Here is a 14150-nt window from a genome sequence, read left to right as displayed (position 1 = left end):
TTCTAGAGGGTGGACGAACGGTCTGCGTCGACGCAGTGCTCTGGTGACGGCTTGCCGTTTTCTGCGGAGACCGGGAGGCGGTGCCTCAAGATCGCGACGGGACTGCCGGTGGCAGCTCGGAACACCGGCGGACCGGGAGTTCCCGTGGTTGGATCCAAAGGGTGGGCTGCGATGGAGTGTCCCCGTTCGTGGGCGACGAGCAGTGCCCCCGCTTCGGCGTCCAGGCAGAAGAAACGGGGCCTGATGCCGTGGGTCTCGGTCCAGCGTCCTGGGCCAAGACGGCCCGTGTCGGGATCGACATCGTACGTGCCGATAGTGTCCGGGAACTCACCACCGGGTGAGTGGTCTCCGGGTCCGCTGCGGTTGGAGACATAAACATGCTTCCCGTCGGCGCTGACCGCGATTTCTGCCCCGCGGCTGTCCCCGGTCACAGTGTCGGGCAGTGCGGACGTCGACTGGATAGGGCGGAGTGTGCCCGTGGCGGCGTCCCAACTGTAGGTGGTCACCGTTGAAAGGAATTCCTCGATCGAGTAAACGAAGTTGTTGGATGGTGAAAACGCCACGTGGCGTGGTCCAGACATTTCCCGCAACCGTATGGTCCGGTCCTGGTGCCACGTCAGGGATCCGGTGCTGTCGATCGAGATCGTGAAAATTGAATCCAGGCCTTTGTCCGGGACCAGCGCGTACGAACCGGTGGCGTCGAAGACCACCTGGTGGGGTTTAGAACTGTTTTGGTCACGGCGGTGCGGCCCGGTTTCACCCTCGAAGGACAGCAGACCTGCGACGGGGCCGAGGCTGTCATCCGGGAGTATCCGGATGCTGGCTACAGTGCCGCTGTTGTGGTTGGCCACCACGAGGAACTGCTGGTCCGGGCTGAGTGCCAAATGGACCGGGTTCACTCCCCCGGCATCAACCGTGTCGCGGTAATCGATGCGTCCGGTCGCCGGGTCCAGCTCCAGGGCGCTGATCTGGTTCCCGTCGCCATGGGCAACGTAAAGCTGTGTGCTTCTTGGGCTGAGGATCATGAAACTGGGGTTGTCCATGCCCACCGTTTGCCGTGGGAGCCAGCGTCCGTCGTCGAGGATTTCGAAGACTTCCAGCCCGCTGCCGCGTCCTTCGCGCAGCACGCTGGTTCGTGAACCAACATAGGCAAGTTCAGTGACCGGCAAGGCTGGCCTCCCCGGCGTTGGCGTCCGCGTGGACGGCTTGGGCCAGCATCCCGGGGTCCCCGAAGTTGCCGGATTTCAAAAGCAAAGCGATGGGAATCTGCCCTGTGGTGTAGATCCATGGCACCCCGGGGGCCATTTCCGTACCGATGGTCCCGCCCTGGACGCCCAATGCCTGGACAACCGCACCGGAGGTTTCGCCTCCGGCAGTGACGATTCGGCGCACGCCCCTTTCAACGAGCCCACGGGCAATCAAACCGGTGGCCTTTTCGAGGATGGCGGAGGATCTTTCGGTGCCCAAAATCTCCTGGGTTCGGCGCAGCTCTCCGGGTTCTAGAGTTGAGTAGATCAGCGGCCGGGCGTCATGAGGCAGTGTCCCGAACCAGGCAAGGGCCGATTCTGCCAGCTGTACAGGGTCCGGGTTTGCGACAGCGTCGAGGAAGAACGAGGGTTCCTGCTCGCGCATGTAAGAGACCTGTTCCCGGGTCCGGGCCGAACAGCTTCCCGCCAAAGCGACTGCCCGCCCGGTTCCGACCGGGTCCTGTTCGTGGTCTTGGCTGCTTCCCCGGTTCCCGGCCAGAGATCGACCAAGCCCCCCGGCCAGTCCGGCGGCGCCTGTAACCAGCACATCGTCGCGACAGGCATCACCGATGGCTTGCAGGTCTTTAGCGGTAATGGCATCCGTGACGGCATAGCGGACACCGCGGCCGGCCATCTCATCGAGGTACTCCCGGATTGCCCGGGCGCCTGCACGTACGGTTTTTTGGCTGACGAGTTCTACGGGACGCTCCGTCTGGGCACTGAGGAGCCGGACGACGTTGGAATCAGTCATCGGCGTCAAGGGATGGTGGCTCATCGGAGACTCGGCCAGTGGCTGTTCGGCGACGAACAGATTACCCATGTACTGGGTGCGGCGGTGTTCAGGTGAGGCCGGAGCAACGACCGTCAGACGTGAACCCTGGAGATCGGCCAGTGCGTCGGCTACTTGGCCGATGTTGCCTTCGGGTTTGGAATCGAAGGTGGAGCAGTATTTGAAATAGAGCTGCGAGGCGCCATGGTTCTTAAGCCATTCTGCGGCGCGCAGGGATTCGGCGACGGCGTCGTCTACCGGCAGGGTCCTTGTTTTCAATGCAATGACCACAGCGTCATGGTACGGCAGGATCGTCTCCGAATCGGGCGAGCCGAACAGAATGACTGTTGCCAGTCCGGCACGTCGGAAAGCGACGGCAACGTCAGTACCACCGGTCACATCATCGGCGATGACACCTATCACTGTTGTTCCTACCATTTCGTGGGGTTTCCGGACACGGACGCATGGCCTCCTGCCGGAAGTTGGGCAATGTGCGTGCACGCCGGGCGGGTGGTTTTGTTCCCGCCCGGCGTGTGGGTGGTGTGGTTAGACGTGGGCGACGGTGGTGACGCGGGTGGCGACGGCGTCGGCGAAGTCGCTGGTGCCGGCGGTGCCGCCCATGTCTTTGGTGGTGGTGCCGTCCAGGACGGTCGCTTCGATGGCTTTTTCGACCAGTTCGGCGGCTTGGAGGACTTTCTCGTCGTCGAACTTCGCGCCGAGCCAGCGTAGGAGCATGGCGGAGGAGAGGATCATCGCGATGGGGTTGGCGATGTTCTTTCCGGCGATGTCCGGGGCGGAGCCGTGGGAGGCCTGGGCCATGGCGTGGGTGTCGGAGGAGTTGATCGAGGGTGCGATGCCCAGGGATCCGGCGACTTCACCGGCGAGGTCCGAGAGGATGTCGCCGAACATGTTTTCGGTGACGATGACGTCGAACTTGTTGGCGCGGCGGACCAGGTGCACTGTCATGGCGTCGATGTGGAAGTCGTTGACGGTGACGTCTGGGTATTGTTGTGCGACTTCCTTGCAGACGTCGCGGAACAGGCCGGTGGTCATTTTCAGGACGTTGGCTTTGTGCACGATGGTCAGTTGCTTGGTCCGGGACTGGGCGAGCTGGAACGCGGAGTGTGCGATGCGTTCGGTGGCGGCGCGGGTGATGATGCCGTGCATGATCGCTACGTCGGGGGTGGGCATGAACTCTCCGGTGCCTGCGAAGGTGTTCCGGTCGGCGTAGAAGCCTTCGGTGTTTTCACGCACGATGACCAGGTCGGTGCCTTCAACGATGGCGTTTCCGCCGGGGAAGGCCTTGGCGGGGCGGATGTTGGCGAAGAGTCCGAAGTGTTTGCGGATGGTGCCCGAGGGGTTCAGTGCGGACTTGTGCGGTTCGGGGTAGGAAGCGCTGTCGTGCGGGCCCAGGAGCCAGCCGTCGACGTCGGCGAGGGCTTGGAGGGTTTCGGCCGGGACGGCGGTGCCATGGGTGTCGATCGCTTCGCGGCCCAGGGGCAGTTCGGTCCAGTCGATGGCCGGCGCTCCGGCAGCGGCCATCGCGGCGTCAAGGATCTTCACGGACGCGGGAACGATTTCCGGGCCGATGCCATCGCCGTTCAGAACTGCCAGTCGGTACTGCTTGGATGTAGTCACGGTATTTCCTTTTCTTTATAACCAGGTCTCGTTGACGGACCAGGAACTAGTGAATGACTGCCATGAGCTCGGCGGCGTCGGCTGAGACCACGTTGGCGCGGGGGTACAGACGCAAGGCCTCGATGGGAACGATGAGCATCAAATCTCCCTGATAAGTGTTGCTCTTGCTGTCTACGGCCAAGGTGCGTGCACCGTAGCGAAGCTCGTACTCATAGCGGGAACCGACGTATGACGTCGTGAGGATCTCCACGGGTAGGCCCACATGACCGGACGGGACCGACTCTTCCACCGGTGCGAGGGAGGCCTTCTCCGGACGGAACGCCACGGTGACCGAGTCGCCGTCGTGCATTTCGCCGGTCAGAACGGCAGTGACCGTTTCGCCGGTGTCTTCGAGGCGGACCACTGCCCGGTCCCCGATGGTTGAGGTGATGGTGCCATCGAGGAAGTTGGAGCGGCCAATGAAGGCAGCGACTTCGGCAGTGGCGGGGCGTTCGTAGATTTCCTCGGGCGGGGCCACCTGAAGCATGTTGCCATTGGACATGACCGCGATGCGGTCACTCATGGCCAAGGCTTCCTCTTGGTCGTGGGTGACGTAAACGGTGGTGATGCCGAGCTCCGATTGGAGGCGTTTGAGCCAGACCCGGGCTTGCTCGCGCAGCTTGGCGTCCAGGTTGGACAAGGGTTCGTCCAAGAGCAGGACCTTCGGCGAGTAGACAAGCGCCCGAGCCAGGGCCACACGCTGCTGCTGACCACCAGAGAGCTGGTGCGGATACCGGTGAGCCAAATGCGCCAAGCCCACTTTATCCAACGCGTCGTGAATCAGGGTCTTTTGCTCGGCCTTGGGCACCTTGCGGATGTTCAGCGGCATCGCCAGGTTCCCGGCCAGCGTCATGTGCGGCCAGAGGGCGTAGGACTGGAACACCATGCCCAGGTTGCGCTCTTCCGGTGGGACGAACTTGTTGGATGAGTCATCCACCAGGACGGTGGTACCAACGGCGATGGATCCCGATGTGGGTTGTTCCAAGCCTGCCAGGCAGGACAAAGTAGTGGACTTGCCACAGCCTGAGGGGCCAAGGAGGGTGAAGAACTCCCCGTCCTTGATGGTGAAGCTCACTTCGTGGAGGACAGTGATGCCTCCGAAGTCTTTGCGGAGATTCTTGACTACGACGTCAGGCATCTTTCTTACCTTTCATGAGCAGGCCGGCGATGCCGACGAAGGCTGCGGTGATAGCGATTTGAATGGTGGCCAGGGCGGCCACTGATCCGGTGTTGCCCTGGACCCAGAGCTCGAGCATCGTGGTGCCAATGATGTTCGTGTCGGCAGATCCAAGGAAGATCGCCGGGGAGTATTCCTTCATCATGACCACGAAGGTCAGCACCATGGCGGCGACGAAGGCGGGGGTGAGGAGCTTGGCCAGGACGCGGATGAACATGCGCATCCAGTCCGCTCCGTTGACGCGGGCTGCGTTGTCCAGTTCTTCACCGATTTGCATGACGGCCGGAGAGATGGAACCGAAGGCACTGGGTAGGGCGCGGAGGCCGAAGCCGATGATGATCGCCCAGATGGTGCCTTGGACGAAGGACCCCATGTTGAACGGCAGGAACGAGAACGCCCAGAAAAGGCCAATGCCGATGATCAGGCCGGGCATGGCTTGCGGGGCCAGGGCCAAATACTCGATGACCTTGCGGTACCGGAACGTGGACCGCTTGGCGACCACCACCGCCACTACGGCCAGGACGCTGACCAGAACGGCGCCGACGCCGGCTACGATCAGGCTGTTGCGAATGGAGGCCAGGTAAACGGGGAATTCGAAGATGCGCTGGTAGTTGCCCATGGTGAGGGACTGCAAGGGGTTCTGCAGGGGCGTGAAGACCTTGGTGAAGGAGCGCATCACCAAGCCCAGGATCGGAATCAGGGCGCCGATGACGACGTAGACGGAGATGAAGGCGACCGAGAGCCACTTGATCCAGCCCAGGTCCAGCAGACGGGGCCGGGTTGCCTTGCCACGCACGGAGACGAACCGCTTGGCGTCCTTGAGGAGCTTGGCCTGCACGGCGACAAGGAGGATGGTCACGAGCAGGATGATGACCGACGCGGCGCCCAGGATTCCGTAGTCCGGGTCGATGGACTGGAGCCCGTTCTTGTAGAGGAACGTCGCGAAGACGGTGATGCCGACCGGCTGTCCGTAAAGCAACGGGATGGACAGGGTTTCGATGGACATGCTGAACACCAGGACCGAGCTGTAGACCATGGGCGGGCGAAGCATCGGAATGATGACTGACCAGAGGATCCTGAAGGGTCCGGCGCCTACGGTTTGTGCCGCGCCTTCGAGCGAAGCGTCGGAGTTACGCAGGGCATTGGCGCAGAAAACGTAGGCTATCGGAGCCAGGGCCACCGCTTCAGTGATCGCCATTCCCGGGATCGTGTAGAGATCCCATGGGAGGAAACCCAGGACCCGCTTGACTTGGACACTGGCGAAGCCGGCCGGACCATACATAGTGATCCAGCCGAACCCGAGGATCAGTGACGAGATGAAGAACGGCCACTGCATCGCGGTTCCGAAGAATTTCCGGCCGGGGATGTTGGTTCGAACGACGACGATGGCCATCGGCACTGCGATCAGCAGCGTCATGACGGTTGTCAGGACTGCGAACATTAGTGTGTTCAGTGCAACCTGGCCGAAGCCGCCTTCAGTGAAGAGCCTGGTGAAGTTCTCTGTGGTGAACAGACCGCCCTCCTCGTACAGAGGACGGTCCATCACCGACTGGTACAGCGTGGGGACCACAGGTGCAAGGACAAGGAGCGCGAGAATGACAATCGTCGCCCAGTAGAGCAACTGGCTGCGGTCCGCACCGAGAATCCTGCGATACTTCGGTGCCGGGAATTCAGTTCGCGCCGGCGTCTGCGTCGGCACCTCGGCGACTTCGGGGAGTGTTTTCATGGTCTTGGTTCCAGATCCTTGCACAGCGGGTTACTTGAGGAGGCTCTGCCAGCGGTCGGTGAATGCCTTCACCTTGTCCGCGGGGACCGACTCGTACGGGGCCATTATCACGTTCTCTTCGCCGACCTTGGACACGACGTCCTGGTAGGTGAGGGCGAACTGGACTGACTTCACGCCATCGCGGTAGGAGGACAAACCGCCTTCAAGAACAGCCTGCTGTCCTTCCTGGGAGATGACGAAGTCCTGGAAGAGCTTGGCGGTTGCCGGGTGGGGCGCGTCAGCGGAAATGCCGAGCCCACGAGGGATAACCACCGTGCCGTCCTTCGGAAGGGCGATGTCGAACAAGCCGTTGCTGTTCTTCACCACCGGGAACGCCGGTGCTGCGGTGACCAGAACCCCGGCCTTGTACTCGCCTGCGAGGACCTTTTCAGACAAGGTACCCGAGGACGTTTCCGGTCGGGAGGCAGAAAGGATGGTCTCGATGGACTCCCATGACTTCGGCTTGGCCTCGGTCAGGTTGTAAAACATGGTGAACCCGAACGCTCCGGTGGTATCCCGGACGCCAATCATGTTCGTGAAGTCCGCAGGCTTTGCCTTGATCTGCGCGGCCAGGCCCTCCAGGCTCTCGGGCTTCTCCGTAAGGAGCGAGGTGTTGAAGGCGATGGTCTGCGGGTCCGCGGACATCGCCACCACCCCCGGAAGGAGGGACGCGAATTCGGGGACTTTGGCCAGTTCAGGTGAGGTGTACTTGGCCAACATGCCATCACGTGCGGCGAAGTCTGCCCAGGCCCCGGCGGCGTTGGAGACGAAAACATCGGCACTGGAGGCGTTGGTTGCCTTCTCGCTCAATGCCTTCTGGAAGACTTCGTCGCTGTCCAGGTTGTTCGCCGCGATCTTGGTGACGAAGGGATACTTCTTCTTGAAGTCCCGCAGAATCGGATCCCAGTTCTCCTGATCCGTATTGGAGTAAATGGTCAGCTCGCCGCCTTCCTTCTCGGCTGCTGCCACCAGGTCCTTGTAATCGGCCGGGTAGTAATCCGGGTACTGGCCCACGGCGATGGAGTTCTCCGGAGCCGGCGTCTGTGCCGTTTCGGATCCTCCACCGCAGGCAGTCAGGCCCATCACGGCGGCGATCGCTGCTGCTGCGCCGACGGTCATGACCGTACGGCGACGGGGCCCGGTAGGCAGGGCCTTGTTGAATTCAGTCATTGCTTCTCTCCCTTGAGGCTGCACGGCTGGTAGTGAATGGTTCCCCGTGACTGGTGATGCTCAGCCAGTGAGGCTGCTCACATAATCATGAGGCTAAGTGGTCGGCCAGTCAACCACTTTATTGCGGGAAGTTCTCATTGAATTTGTCTCGCACACCAAGCATGCGGCAAAAGTGGTCGGCCAGTCAACCACTTTGCTCGATGCGTCTGCTGTAATGCTGAAACGTAGGTTTGGGCACAAAAAAGCGGGGAAGCATACGCGCTTCCCCGCTATCGGCCAGTGTCGCTGTGTTGGCTACTCAGCAGACTTCAGAGTGGCCATGAGGCGACCGCTGGCGGCATCCATATGCTGGGCCATCGAGCCCGAAGCCCCCTCGGCGTCTCCAGCAAGGATGGCCTCGTACACCGGCGTGTGCTCCGCGTGCGAACCGTCGAAGGACGTTTCAGCGTCCATCACGCGATGGATCCACACGCGCAAAAGCGCTGCAATATTCTTCAGCATGTTCGCCAGGACCGTGTTACCGGAGGCGTCGGCGACGGCGAGGTGGAAGTCAACGTCAGCGGAGACGAAGTCCTCAGTCGACTTAGCAACGCCCATGGCGTCAAGCGCCTTCTTGATGCGCTTGAGGTCCGCATCCGTCCGTCGAGTCGCTGCCAGACCCGCAGTAACGCGCTCAATGTGCTGGCGGGCCTCCACGAGGTCCGACGTTCGCCTCTCGCCGAGCATCAGCCCCCACTCGATCACCCTGGGGAGGAGCTCCGAATTGGCGTTCCGAAGGAACGTTCCCCCTCCATGCCGGAATTCCACCAGCCCCAGAAGGCCCAGGGACTTGATCCCTTCGCGGACAACCGAACGCCCCACACCGAAGGACTCGCTGAGTTGACGCTCAGACGGCAACTTTTCCCCAGGCGCCACTTGCCCGGAAAAGATGTAATCCAGTAATGCCTTGGCCACTTCGGACGAAGCCGGCTCGGCATGCACCACACTGACGGGCTTTAGCCCGGTAACTGAGGGCGCCGCCCGCTTACGGCGGGTGGCGCGAGGGGCCGGCTCGGCAACGGCTGGGTCAGCGCTCAACGAGAACTCCATCTGGATCGCAGTACACCATGGCGCCCGGCTTGATGATGACGCCAGCAAGCGTCAGCTCGACGTCAGTCTCACCTGCACCGGTTTTGGTACTTTTTCTTGGGTTGCTGCCTAATGCTTTCACACCGAGAGGAAGGCTGGAAATCGCTTGACGATCGCGGATTGCTCCATTGATGATCACTCCGGACCAGCCATTCGAAACGGCGATCTCGGCGATCATATCGCCCATGAGCGCCCGTGAGAGCGAGCCACCCCCGTCGACCACCAAGACGGCGCCTTCGCCGGGTCCTGATACCACGGATTTGAGCAGCGCATTGTCTTCAAAGCAACGGACCGTCCTGGCCGGCCCGCTGAAGTGGGTTCTGGCGCCGAGCGATTGGAACTGAATGGCGATGGACTGAATGTCCTCACCAAGCTCATCGTAAAGGTCGGCTGTGTTGACGGATGGTGCAGTCATGGATAATCCCTTCAAGTCTTACGGCCATGGTACTCCGCGATCGCTAACTGGTCGACCACATAATGATTGAACCCGGGAGTCACAGAGGCAGCGGCCGATTCTCCACGACGTTCTTCATGACCAGAGTGGAGCTCAACCGCTGAACGCCCGGAAGTGCAGATAGTCGCTCGTCGTAGAGCCTTTGGAATTCCCGCACGTCCTTGGCGACCACCTGGAGCAGATAGTCCGGGTCCCCAAAGAGACGCTGCGCCCTCAGTACGTGACGGATCTCGGCGACAGCTTCCTCGAAGGCCGCCACCGTAGTCTTGTCCCCGTCACGCATGGTTACGAACACCAATGCTTCAAACGTCAGGCCAAGGGCCTCCGCATCCAGCTGCGCTCGGTATCCGCTAATGGCTTGTGACTCCTCCAAAGCACGCAATCTTCGGTGGCACGGGGAGAGGCTCAAACCCACGCGCTCAGCCAAATCCGTCAGGGACAGCCGACCATCCAACTGCAGCTCAGCAAGAATCTTCCTATCAACCTTGTCCATAGAGAAAATTATCGCTGTATTGGTCTTCGAATCCAAAGAACTTGGAAGCACATTCCAGTCTTACTTCCGTAAACTTCTTTGTGAAGTCCCGGACACTCGGGATTTTTACACCAAAGGAGTACGGATGCCGCTTGGGACCATGGCCGCGTTTTGGGCGGTCTCTTTCCTGTTCGTGGTGACACCCGGAGCAGACTGGGCCTACGCGATCTCAGCAGGCCTCCGTCACCGGACCGTCATTCCCGCCGTTGCGGGACTGCTCACCGGACACCTCGCCGCCACCCTCATTGTGGCAGCGGGGGTTGGGGCGCTGCTTGCAGGATCTCCCCTGGTACTGAGCGCTCTCACTGTTGCGGGGTCCGCTTACCTGGTGTGGCTGGGACTGGGAATGCTCAGGAACCCATCCGTCCCGCAAGCCGGCGAAAGCATCGATGGCAGTTGGGCCCGCCAGGCCCTCAAGGGCGCCGGGATCAGCGGCCTGAACCCCAAAGTCTTCCTCCTGTTCCTGGCACTCCTCCCCCAGTTCACCAGCACCAGCAACACCTGGCCGATGTGGGCCCAAATTATTGTCCTTGGACTGATCCACGTAGCAAGCTGCGCGGTCATCTACATCTGTGTGGGAACCGGGGCACGCGCCGTGCTAGGCACCCGACCCAGCGCGGCCCGTTGGGTCACCCGTATATCGGGGGCCGCGATGATCCTGATCGGGATGTTCCTGCTGATCGAACAAGTCCTGCACTGGAACTCATAAAGACCTTCCGGCAATCACCCACAAGTACGAGAAAACGGAGACAATTGCAACGACGGCAGGATGAGGCGTGCGTCGGAGAGTTTCCGCGCTCGAAGCAAGGCGGGCCGGACTACCGGCCTTTGTAGACTGGTGGTCGTTTCTCGACGAAGGCGGTGAATCCTTCTTCGGCGTCCTCTGTCCGTAGGGCGGCGATAAAGTGCCGGAATTCGTTTTCGAGTGCCTCTATCTCCGGACGGCCTGTTCCTTCAAGAGTGGAGGCTCGGGCTGCCCGAACGGCGAGTGGTCCACGCTCGGCAATTGTCTTGGCCAAGGCAACAGCCTCCCCTAAGAGCTTGTCAGAGTCGATCAGTCTGTTGACCAAGCCCACCCGGTACGCCTCGGCCGCGTCAATCGGGTCCCCCGTGAGGATCATCTCCATCGCCAGGCCCAAGGGAACTGCCCGTGGCAGCCGAACAGTTCCACCTCCACCGGGGATGATTGCCCACTTCGTCTCCGCCAAGCCGATCGTGGCGTTGGGCGAGGCCAGCCGGATGTCACAGGCAAGCGCCATTTCGCACCCTCCGGCCAGTGCATGCCCATTGATCGCCGCGATCATAGGTTTGGTACGTTGGATGGTGGTGAATCCACCGAAGTTCCATTCTGGTGATTCGCCGGCACGGACACGCGCATGATAGGCCGGCAGAAGCTGCTTTAGATCGGCGCCCGCGGAGAATGCAACTTCCCCGGCCCCGACCAGCACCGCGACGTACTGGTCATCATCGGCTTCGAAGGCGGCAACTGCCTCACCCAGGGCTTTATTGTGTTGCGGGTCGAGTGCGTTTCTTGCCTCGGGCCTGTTGATGGTGATGACGGTGACGTGGCCTTCTGTCGTTACATCGATCGACATGAGCATTTCCTTCTTCTCAGGTATCTGGAGTCGTTTCTAGCACAATGACGGTGGTAAGTGGCCTTAGCTACTGGCCGTGCCGGCACCGACGCGCCCTTGGTCCGTTCTGACATAGAACGCTTCAAGTCGCTCCTTGACGGTGGGGTTTGATGCGACGAGCGCATACCCGACGAGGGCATCGACCTGCAAAGCGTCATCCAGTTGCCGGCCGATGACATCGTGTGCGGTGGTTTTGACGGTTTCAACCGCAACCCGGTCGTTCCGGAGTATGGCTGCCACGACGTCGTCCGTTGTCGCGGCAAGATCTTCAGGGGCTACCACTCTGGAGATGAGCTGCCAGCGCTGCGCCTGTTCGGCGTCGAAGGCGTTGCCCGTAAGGAGGATGTCTAGTGCGGTGCCAAGCCCGCACATGTTGACCAGACGTACAATCCCACCGTCCATGGGGTTCAGGCCACGCCGAACCTCAAAGCAGCCGAATTGGGCATTGGTGGTGGCGATGCGGATGTCGCACGCAAGAGCAATCTCAAAGCCGCCTGCAAGCGCCCACCCGTTGACGGCTGCGACAATGGGTTTCTTGATGCGGTGCAACCCGCGGGTGATCCCACCGAAGCCGTCGTTGAGCTTGCGAAGTGGCAGACCTGCGTCGGCTTCAGCCCACATGGGTAGATGGGTCTTCAGGTCCGCACCCGCGCAGAAGGCATCGCCTGCGCCTGTAATGACGGCAACCCTCAGGTTGTCGTCGTCACGGAAGTCTTCCCAGATCTCGATTAAGCGCTCGTGCATTTCCAGATCGAGGGCGTTTTTCGCTTCAGGCCGGTTCAGGATGATGAAAGCTACCTGATCTCGCTTCTCGTAGAGAACTTTGGTCGTGGGATTATTGGCCATGTCGGCTGTCGCCCTCTCTGGTTTCGGGGCCTAGGCAGTGACTATCGAGTCGTCGAGGCCCAGCTCCCGGATGCTCTGCTCACGCATTTCCGTCTTACGGATTTTCCCGTTGGCAGTCATGGGGAACTCGGCAGCGATATGGACATAGCGAGGCACCTTAAAATGGGCGAGCTTTCCTTTGCAGAACTCGCGGAGGCGCTCCTCAGTTATCGGAGGGCGCCCGTCCTTTACCCTGATCCAGGCACAAAGCTCTTCGCCGAGCCGCGGATCCGGAACACCGACGACCTGGACGTCGGCAATGTCGGGGTGGGTGTAGAGAAACTCTTCGATCTCACGCGGGAAAAGATTTTCACCGCCCCGGATCACCATGTCCTTCAGTCGACCTACGATGTTGATGTATCCCTCGGAGTCCATCGTGGCCAGATCACCGCTGTGCATCCAGCCATCGGCGTCAATAGCTTCAGCTGTTTTGTCGGGCTGGTTCCAGTAGCCGCGCATGACCGAGTATCCGCGGGTGCAGAATTCTCCGGAGACCCCGCGGGGCATTGTGGCGCCCGTGACCGGATCCACGATCTTCACCTCAAGGTGCGGCAACACTGTTCCGACGGTGGTGGTGCGACGTTCGAAAGATGCGTCAAGACGGGTGTGTGTCGAAATGGGTGATGTCTCCGTCATGCCGTAGGCGATGGTGATGTCGCGAAGGTTCATTTCCGAGACGACACGCTTCATGTATTCAATGGGGCAGGGCGAGCCAGCCATGACCCCGGTGCGAAGACTCGTCAGGGTAGATGAGTCGAAAGTGGGGTGTTCGAGCATGCCTATGAACATGGTCGGCACACCATAGAGCGCGGTACAGCTCTCTGCCTCTATTGCCCTCAGGGACGCTGCCGCGTCGTATGAGGGCGAAGGGAGAACGATGCAGGCCCCGTGAGTCAGTGCGCCCAGGTTTGCCATGACCATCCCGAAGCAGTGGTAGAACGGAACTTGAACGCAGACCCGGTCGTCGGCGGTAAATCGCTGAACCTCAGTCACCCAGAAGCCGTTGTTCAGGATGTTGTGGTGGGTAAGTGTCGCTCCCTTAGGGAACCCGGTGGTGCCGGATGTGTACTGGATGTTGATGGGATCAGTGGGGTTCAGCTGCGCCATCCTTCCGCGGACCGAGTCCGCGTCGATTGGCGTGGCGGCCAGGTCGAGCCACTCCGTTGAACCCATCATCACAACCTTGCGCAGGTCCGGTACGTCCTCGCGCACCTCGGCCACCATGGCGGCGTAGTCGGAGCTTTTGAAGCGGGAGGCTGCGACCAGCATGGAGATCCCTGCCTGCCGCAGCGCGTAGGTGAGCTCGGACTTCCGGTAACCGGGATTGAGCGTCACTAGAATGGCGCCAACTTTTGCAGTGGCGTACTGGATCAAGACCCATTCAGGGACGTTTGGTGCCCAGATACCGACTCGGTCGCCTTTCTCGACACCGAGGCGGAGAAGCCCGGTTGCCAGGCTGTCTACCGCGTCGTTGAGTTGCCGATAGGTCCAGCGCCGGCCGGACGGCATGTCCACCATGGCGTCGTGGTCAGGGTAGCGAACGGCGGCCGCGTCGACCTGCTCACCGATGGTCAGGCCGATCAATGGGATATCCGATCGCTCGTTGGCGTAGCTGAGGTCTGACATCGTTGTCTCTCCTTTGTCCTAGTGCTCGCAGTTCCCCTCCCCTGTGGTACTCGGCGAGTTGCCTTGGAGCTGCGGTTGACTTGATC

13 protein-coding genes are annotated in these 14150 nt (G+C 61.1%); 1 reads left to right on the top strand and 12 read right to left on the bottom strand.

Features of this window, described 5'->3' with window-relative positions; genetic code table 11:
• Positions 1 to 2: 2 nt before the first annotated feature.
• From J3D46_RS14430 to J3D46_RS14390, 9 genes are all read right to left on the bottom strand, one after another.
• Positions 3 to 1169 (bottom strand): lactonase family protein, encoded by a 1167-nt coding sequence (locus J3D46_RS14430; RefSeq protein WP_253467897.1) that lies wholly within the window; start codon positions 1167 to 1169, stop codon positions 3 to 5.
• Positions 1156 to 2439: a 3-oxo-tetronate kinase gene (gene otnK, locus J3D46_RS14425; RefSeq protein ID WP_253467894.1), complete on the bottom strand. Its 1284-nt coding sequence runs from the start codon at positions 2437 to 2439 to the stop codon at positions 1156 to 1158. Before otnK ends, J3D46_RS14430 begins: the two co-directional genes overlap by 14 nt.
• A gap of 123 nt (positions 2440 to 2562) precedes the next feature.
• Positions 2563 to 3654, bottom strand: a complete 1092-nt coding sequence (locus J3D46_RS14420; RefSeq protein WP_253467892.1) for an isocitrate/isopropylmalate dehydrogenase family protein — start codon at positions 3652 to 3654, stop codon at positions 2563 to 2565.
• A gap of 46 nt (positions 3655 to 3700) precedes the next feature.
• On the bottom strand, positions 3701 to 4831 hold the full coding sequence (locus tag J3D46_RS14415; protein WP_253467890.1) for an ABC transporter ATP-binding protein: 1131 nt from the start codon (positions 4829 to 4831) through the stop codon (positions 3701 to 3703).
• On the bottom strand, positions 4824 to 6596 hold the full coding sequence (locus tag J3D46_RS14410; protein WP_253467888.1) for an iron ABC transporter permease: 1773 nt from the start codon (positions 6594 to 6596) through the stop codon (positions 4824 to 4826). Before J3D46_RS14410 ends, J3D46_RS14415 begins: the two co-directional genes overlap by 8 nt.
• Positions 6597 to 6626: 30 nt before the next feature.
• Positions 6627 to 7805 carry an ABC transporter substrate-binding protein gene (locus tag J3D46_RS14405; RefSeq protein ID WP_253467886.1) on the bottom strand — a complete coding sequence of 393 codons (1179 nt, stop codon included), beginning with the start codon at positions 7803 to 7805 and terminating at the stop codon, positions 6627 to 6629.
• 294 nt (positions 7806 to 8099) lie between these two features.
• On the bottom strand, positions 8100 to 8882 hold the full coding sequence (locus J3D46_RS14400; RefSeq protein ID WP_253467884.1) for a FadR/GntR family transcriptional regulator: 783 nt from the start codon (positions 8880 to 8882) through the stop codon (positions 8100 to 8102).
• Positions 8872 to 9348, bottom strand: a complete 477-nt coding sequence (gene rraA / locus J3D46_RS14395; RefSeq protein WP_253467882.1) for a ribonuclease E activity regulator RraA — start codon at positions 9346 to 9348, stop codon at positions 8872 to 8874. The genes J3D46_RS14400 and rraA overlap by 11 nt, the downstream gene beginning before the upstream one ends.
• A gap of 79 nt (positions 9349 to 9427) precedes the next feature.
• Complete coding sequence (locus J3D46_RS14390; protein ID WP_253467880.1) at positions 9428 to 9880, bottom strand: Lrp/AsnC family transcriptional regulator; 453 nt, start codon at positions 9878 to 9880, stop codon at positions 9428 to 9430.
• 124 nt (positions 9881 to 10004) lie between these two features.
• Between J3D46_RS14390 and J3D46_RS14385 the strand changes: the two genes are divergently transcribed.
• On the top strand, positions 10005 to 10628 hold the full coding sequence (locus J3D46_RS14385; RefSeq protein ID WP_253467878.1) for a LysE family translocator: 624 nt from the start codon (positions 10005 to 10007) through the stop codon (positions 10626 to 10628).
• Positions 10629 to 10737: 109 nt separating this feature from the next.
• Here J3D46_RS14385 and J3D46_RS14380 read toward each other — a convergent pair whose 3' ends face one another.
• The 3 genes from J3D46_RS14380 to J3D46_RS14370 all read right to left on the bottom strand — a co-directional run bounded on the left by J3D46_RS14380 (position 10738) and on the right by J3D46_RS14370 (position 14064).
• Positions 10738 to 11514, bottom strand: a complete 777-nt coding sequence (locus J3D46_RS14380; protein ID WP_253467876.1) for an enoyl-CoA hydratase/isomerase family protein — start codon at positions 11512 to 11514, stop codon at positions 10738 to 10740.
• Positions 11515 to 11577: 63 nt separating this feature from the next.
• Entirely contained in the window at positions 11578 to 12399 is an 822-nt protein-coding gene (locus tag J3D46_RS14375; protein WP_253467874.1) for an enoyl-CoA hydratase/isomerase family protein, read from the bottom strand.
• Between the two features lie 30 nt (positions 12400 to 12429).
• Entirely contained in the window at positions 12430 to 14064 is a 1635-nt protein-coding gene (locus J3D46_RS14370) for an AMP-binding protein (protein WP_253467872.1), read from the bottom strand.
• Between the last annotated feature and the right edge of the window lie 86 nt (positions 14065 to 14150).

The sequence above is a fragment of the Paenarthrobacter sp. A20 genome, from assembly GCF_024168825.1.
GTDB lineage: Bacteria > Actinomycetota > Actinomycetes > Actinomycetales > Micrococcaceae > Arthrobacter.
Note: the sequence above shows the minus strand (reverse complement) of the source record. Positions and strands in the feature narration are given on the sequence as shown.

What these genes read in the sequence shown, in the direction of transcription:
- J3D46_RS14410 (WP_253467888.1), bottom strand. Translation starts at nt 6,596, where the DNA reads ATGAAAACACTCCCCGAAGTCGCCGAGGTGCCGACGCAGACGCCGGCG.
- rraA (WP_253467882.1), bottom strand. Translation starts at nt 9,348, where the DNA reads ATGACTGCACCATCCGTCAACACAGCCGACCTTTACGATGAGCTTGGT.
- J3D46_RS14380 (WP_253467876.1), bottom strand. Translation starts at nt 11,514, where the DNA reads ATGTCGATCGATGTAACGACAGAAGGCCACGTCACCGTCATCACCATC.
- J3D46_RS14415 (WP_253467890.1), bottom strand. Translation starts at nt 4,831, where the DNA reads ATGCCTGACGTCGTAGTCAAGAATCTCCGCAAAGACTTCGGAGGCATC.
- J3D46_RS14370 (WP_253467872.1), bottom strand. Translation starts at nt 14,064, where the DNA reads ATGTCAGACCTCAGCTACGCCAACGAGCGATCGGATATCCCATTGATC.
- J3D46_RS14385 (WP_253467878.1), top strand. Translation starts at nt 10,005, where the DNA reads ATGCCGCTTGGGACCATGGCCGCGTTTTGGGCGGTCTCTTTCCTGTTC.
- J3D46_RS14390 (WP_253467880.1), bottom strand. Translation starts at nt 9,880, where the DNA reads ATGGACAAGGTTGATAGGAAGATTCTTGCTGAGCTGCAGTTGGATGGT.
- J3D46_RS14405 (WP_253467886.1), bottom strand. Translation starts at nt 7,805, where the DNA reads ATGACTGAATTCAACAAGGCCCTGCCTACCGGGCCCCGTCGCCGTACG.
- J3D46_RS14375 (WP_253467874.1), bottom strand. Translation starts at nt 12,399, where the DNA reads ATGGCCAATAATCCCACGACCAAAGTTCTCTACGAGAAGCGAGATCAG.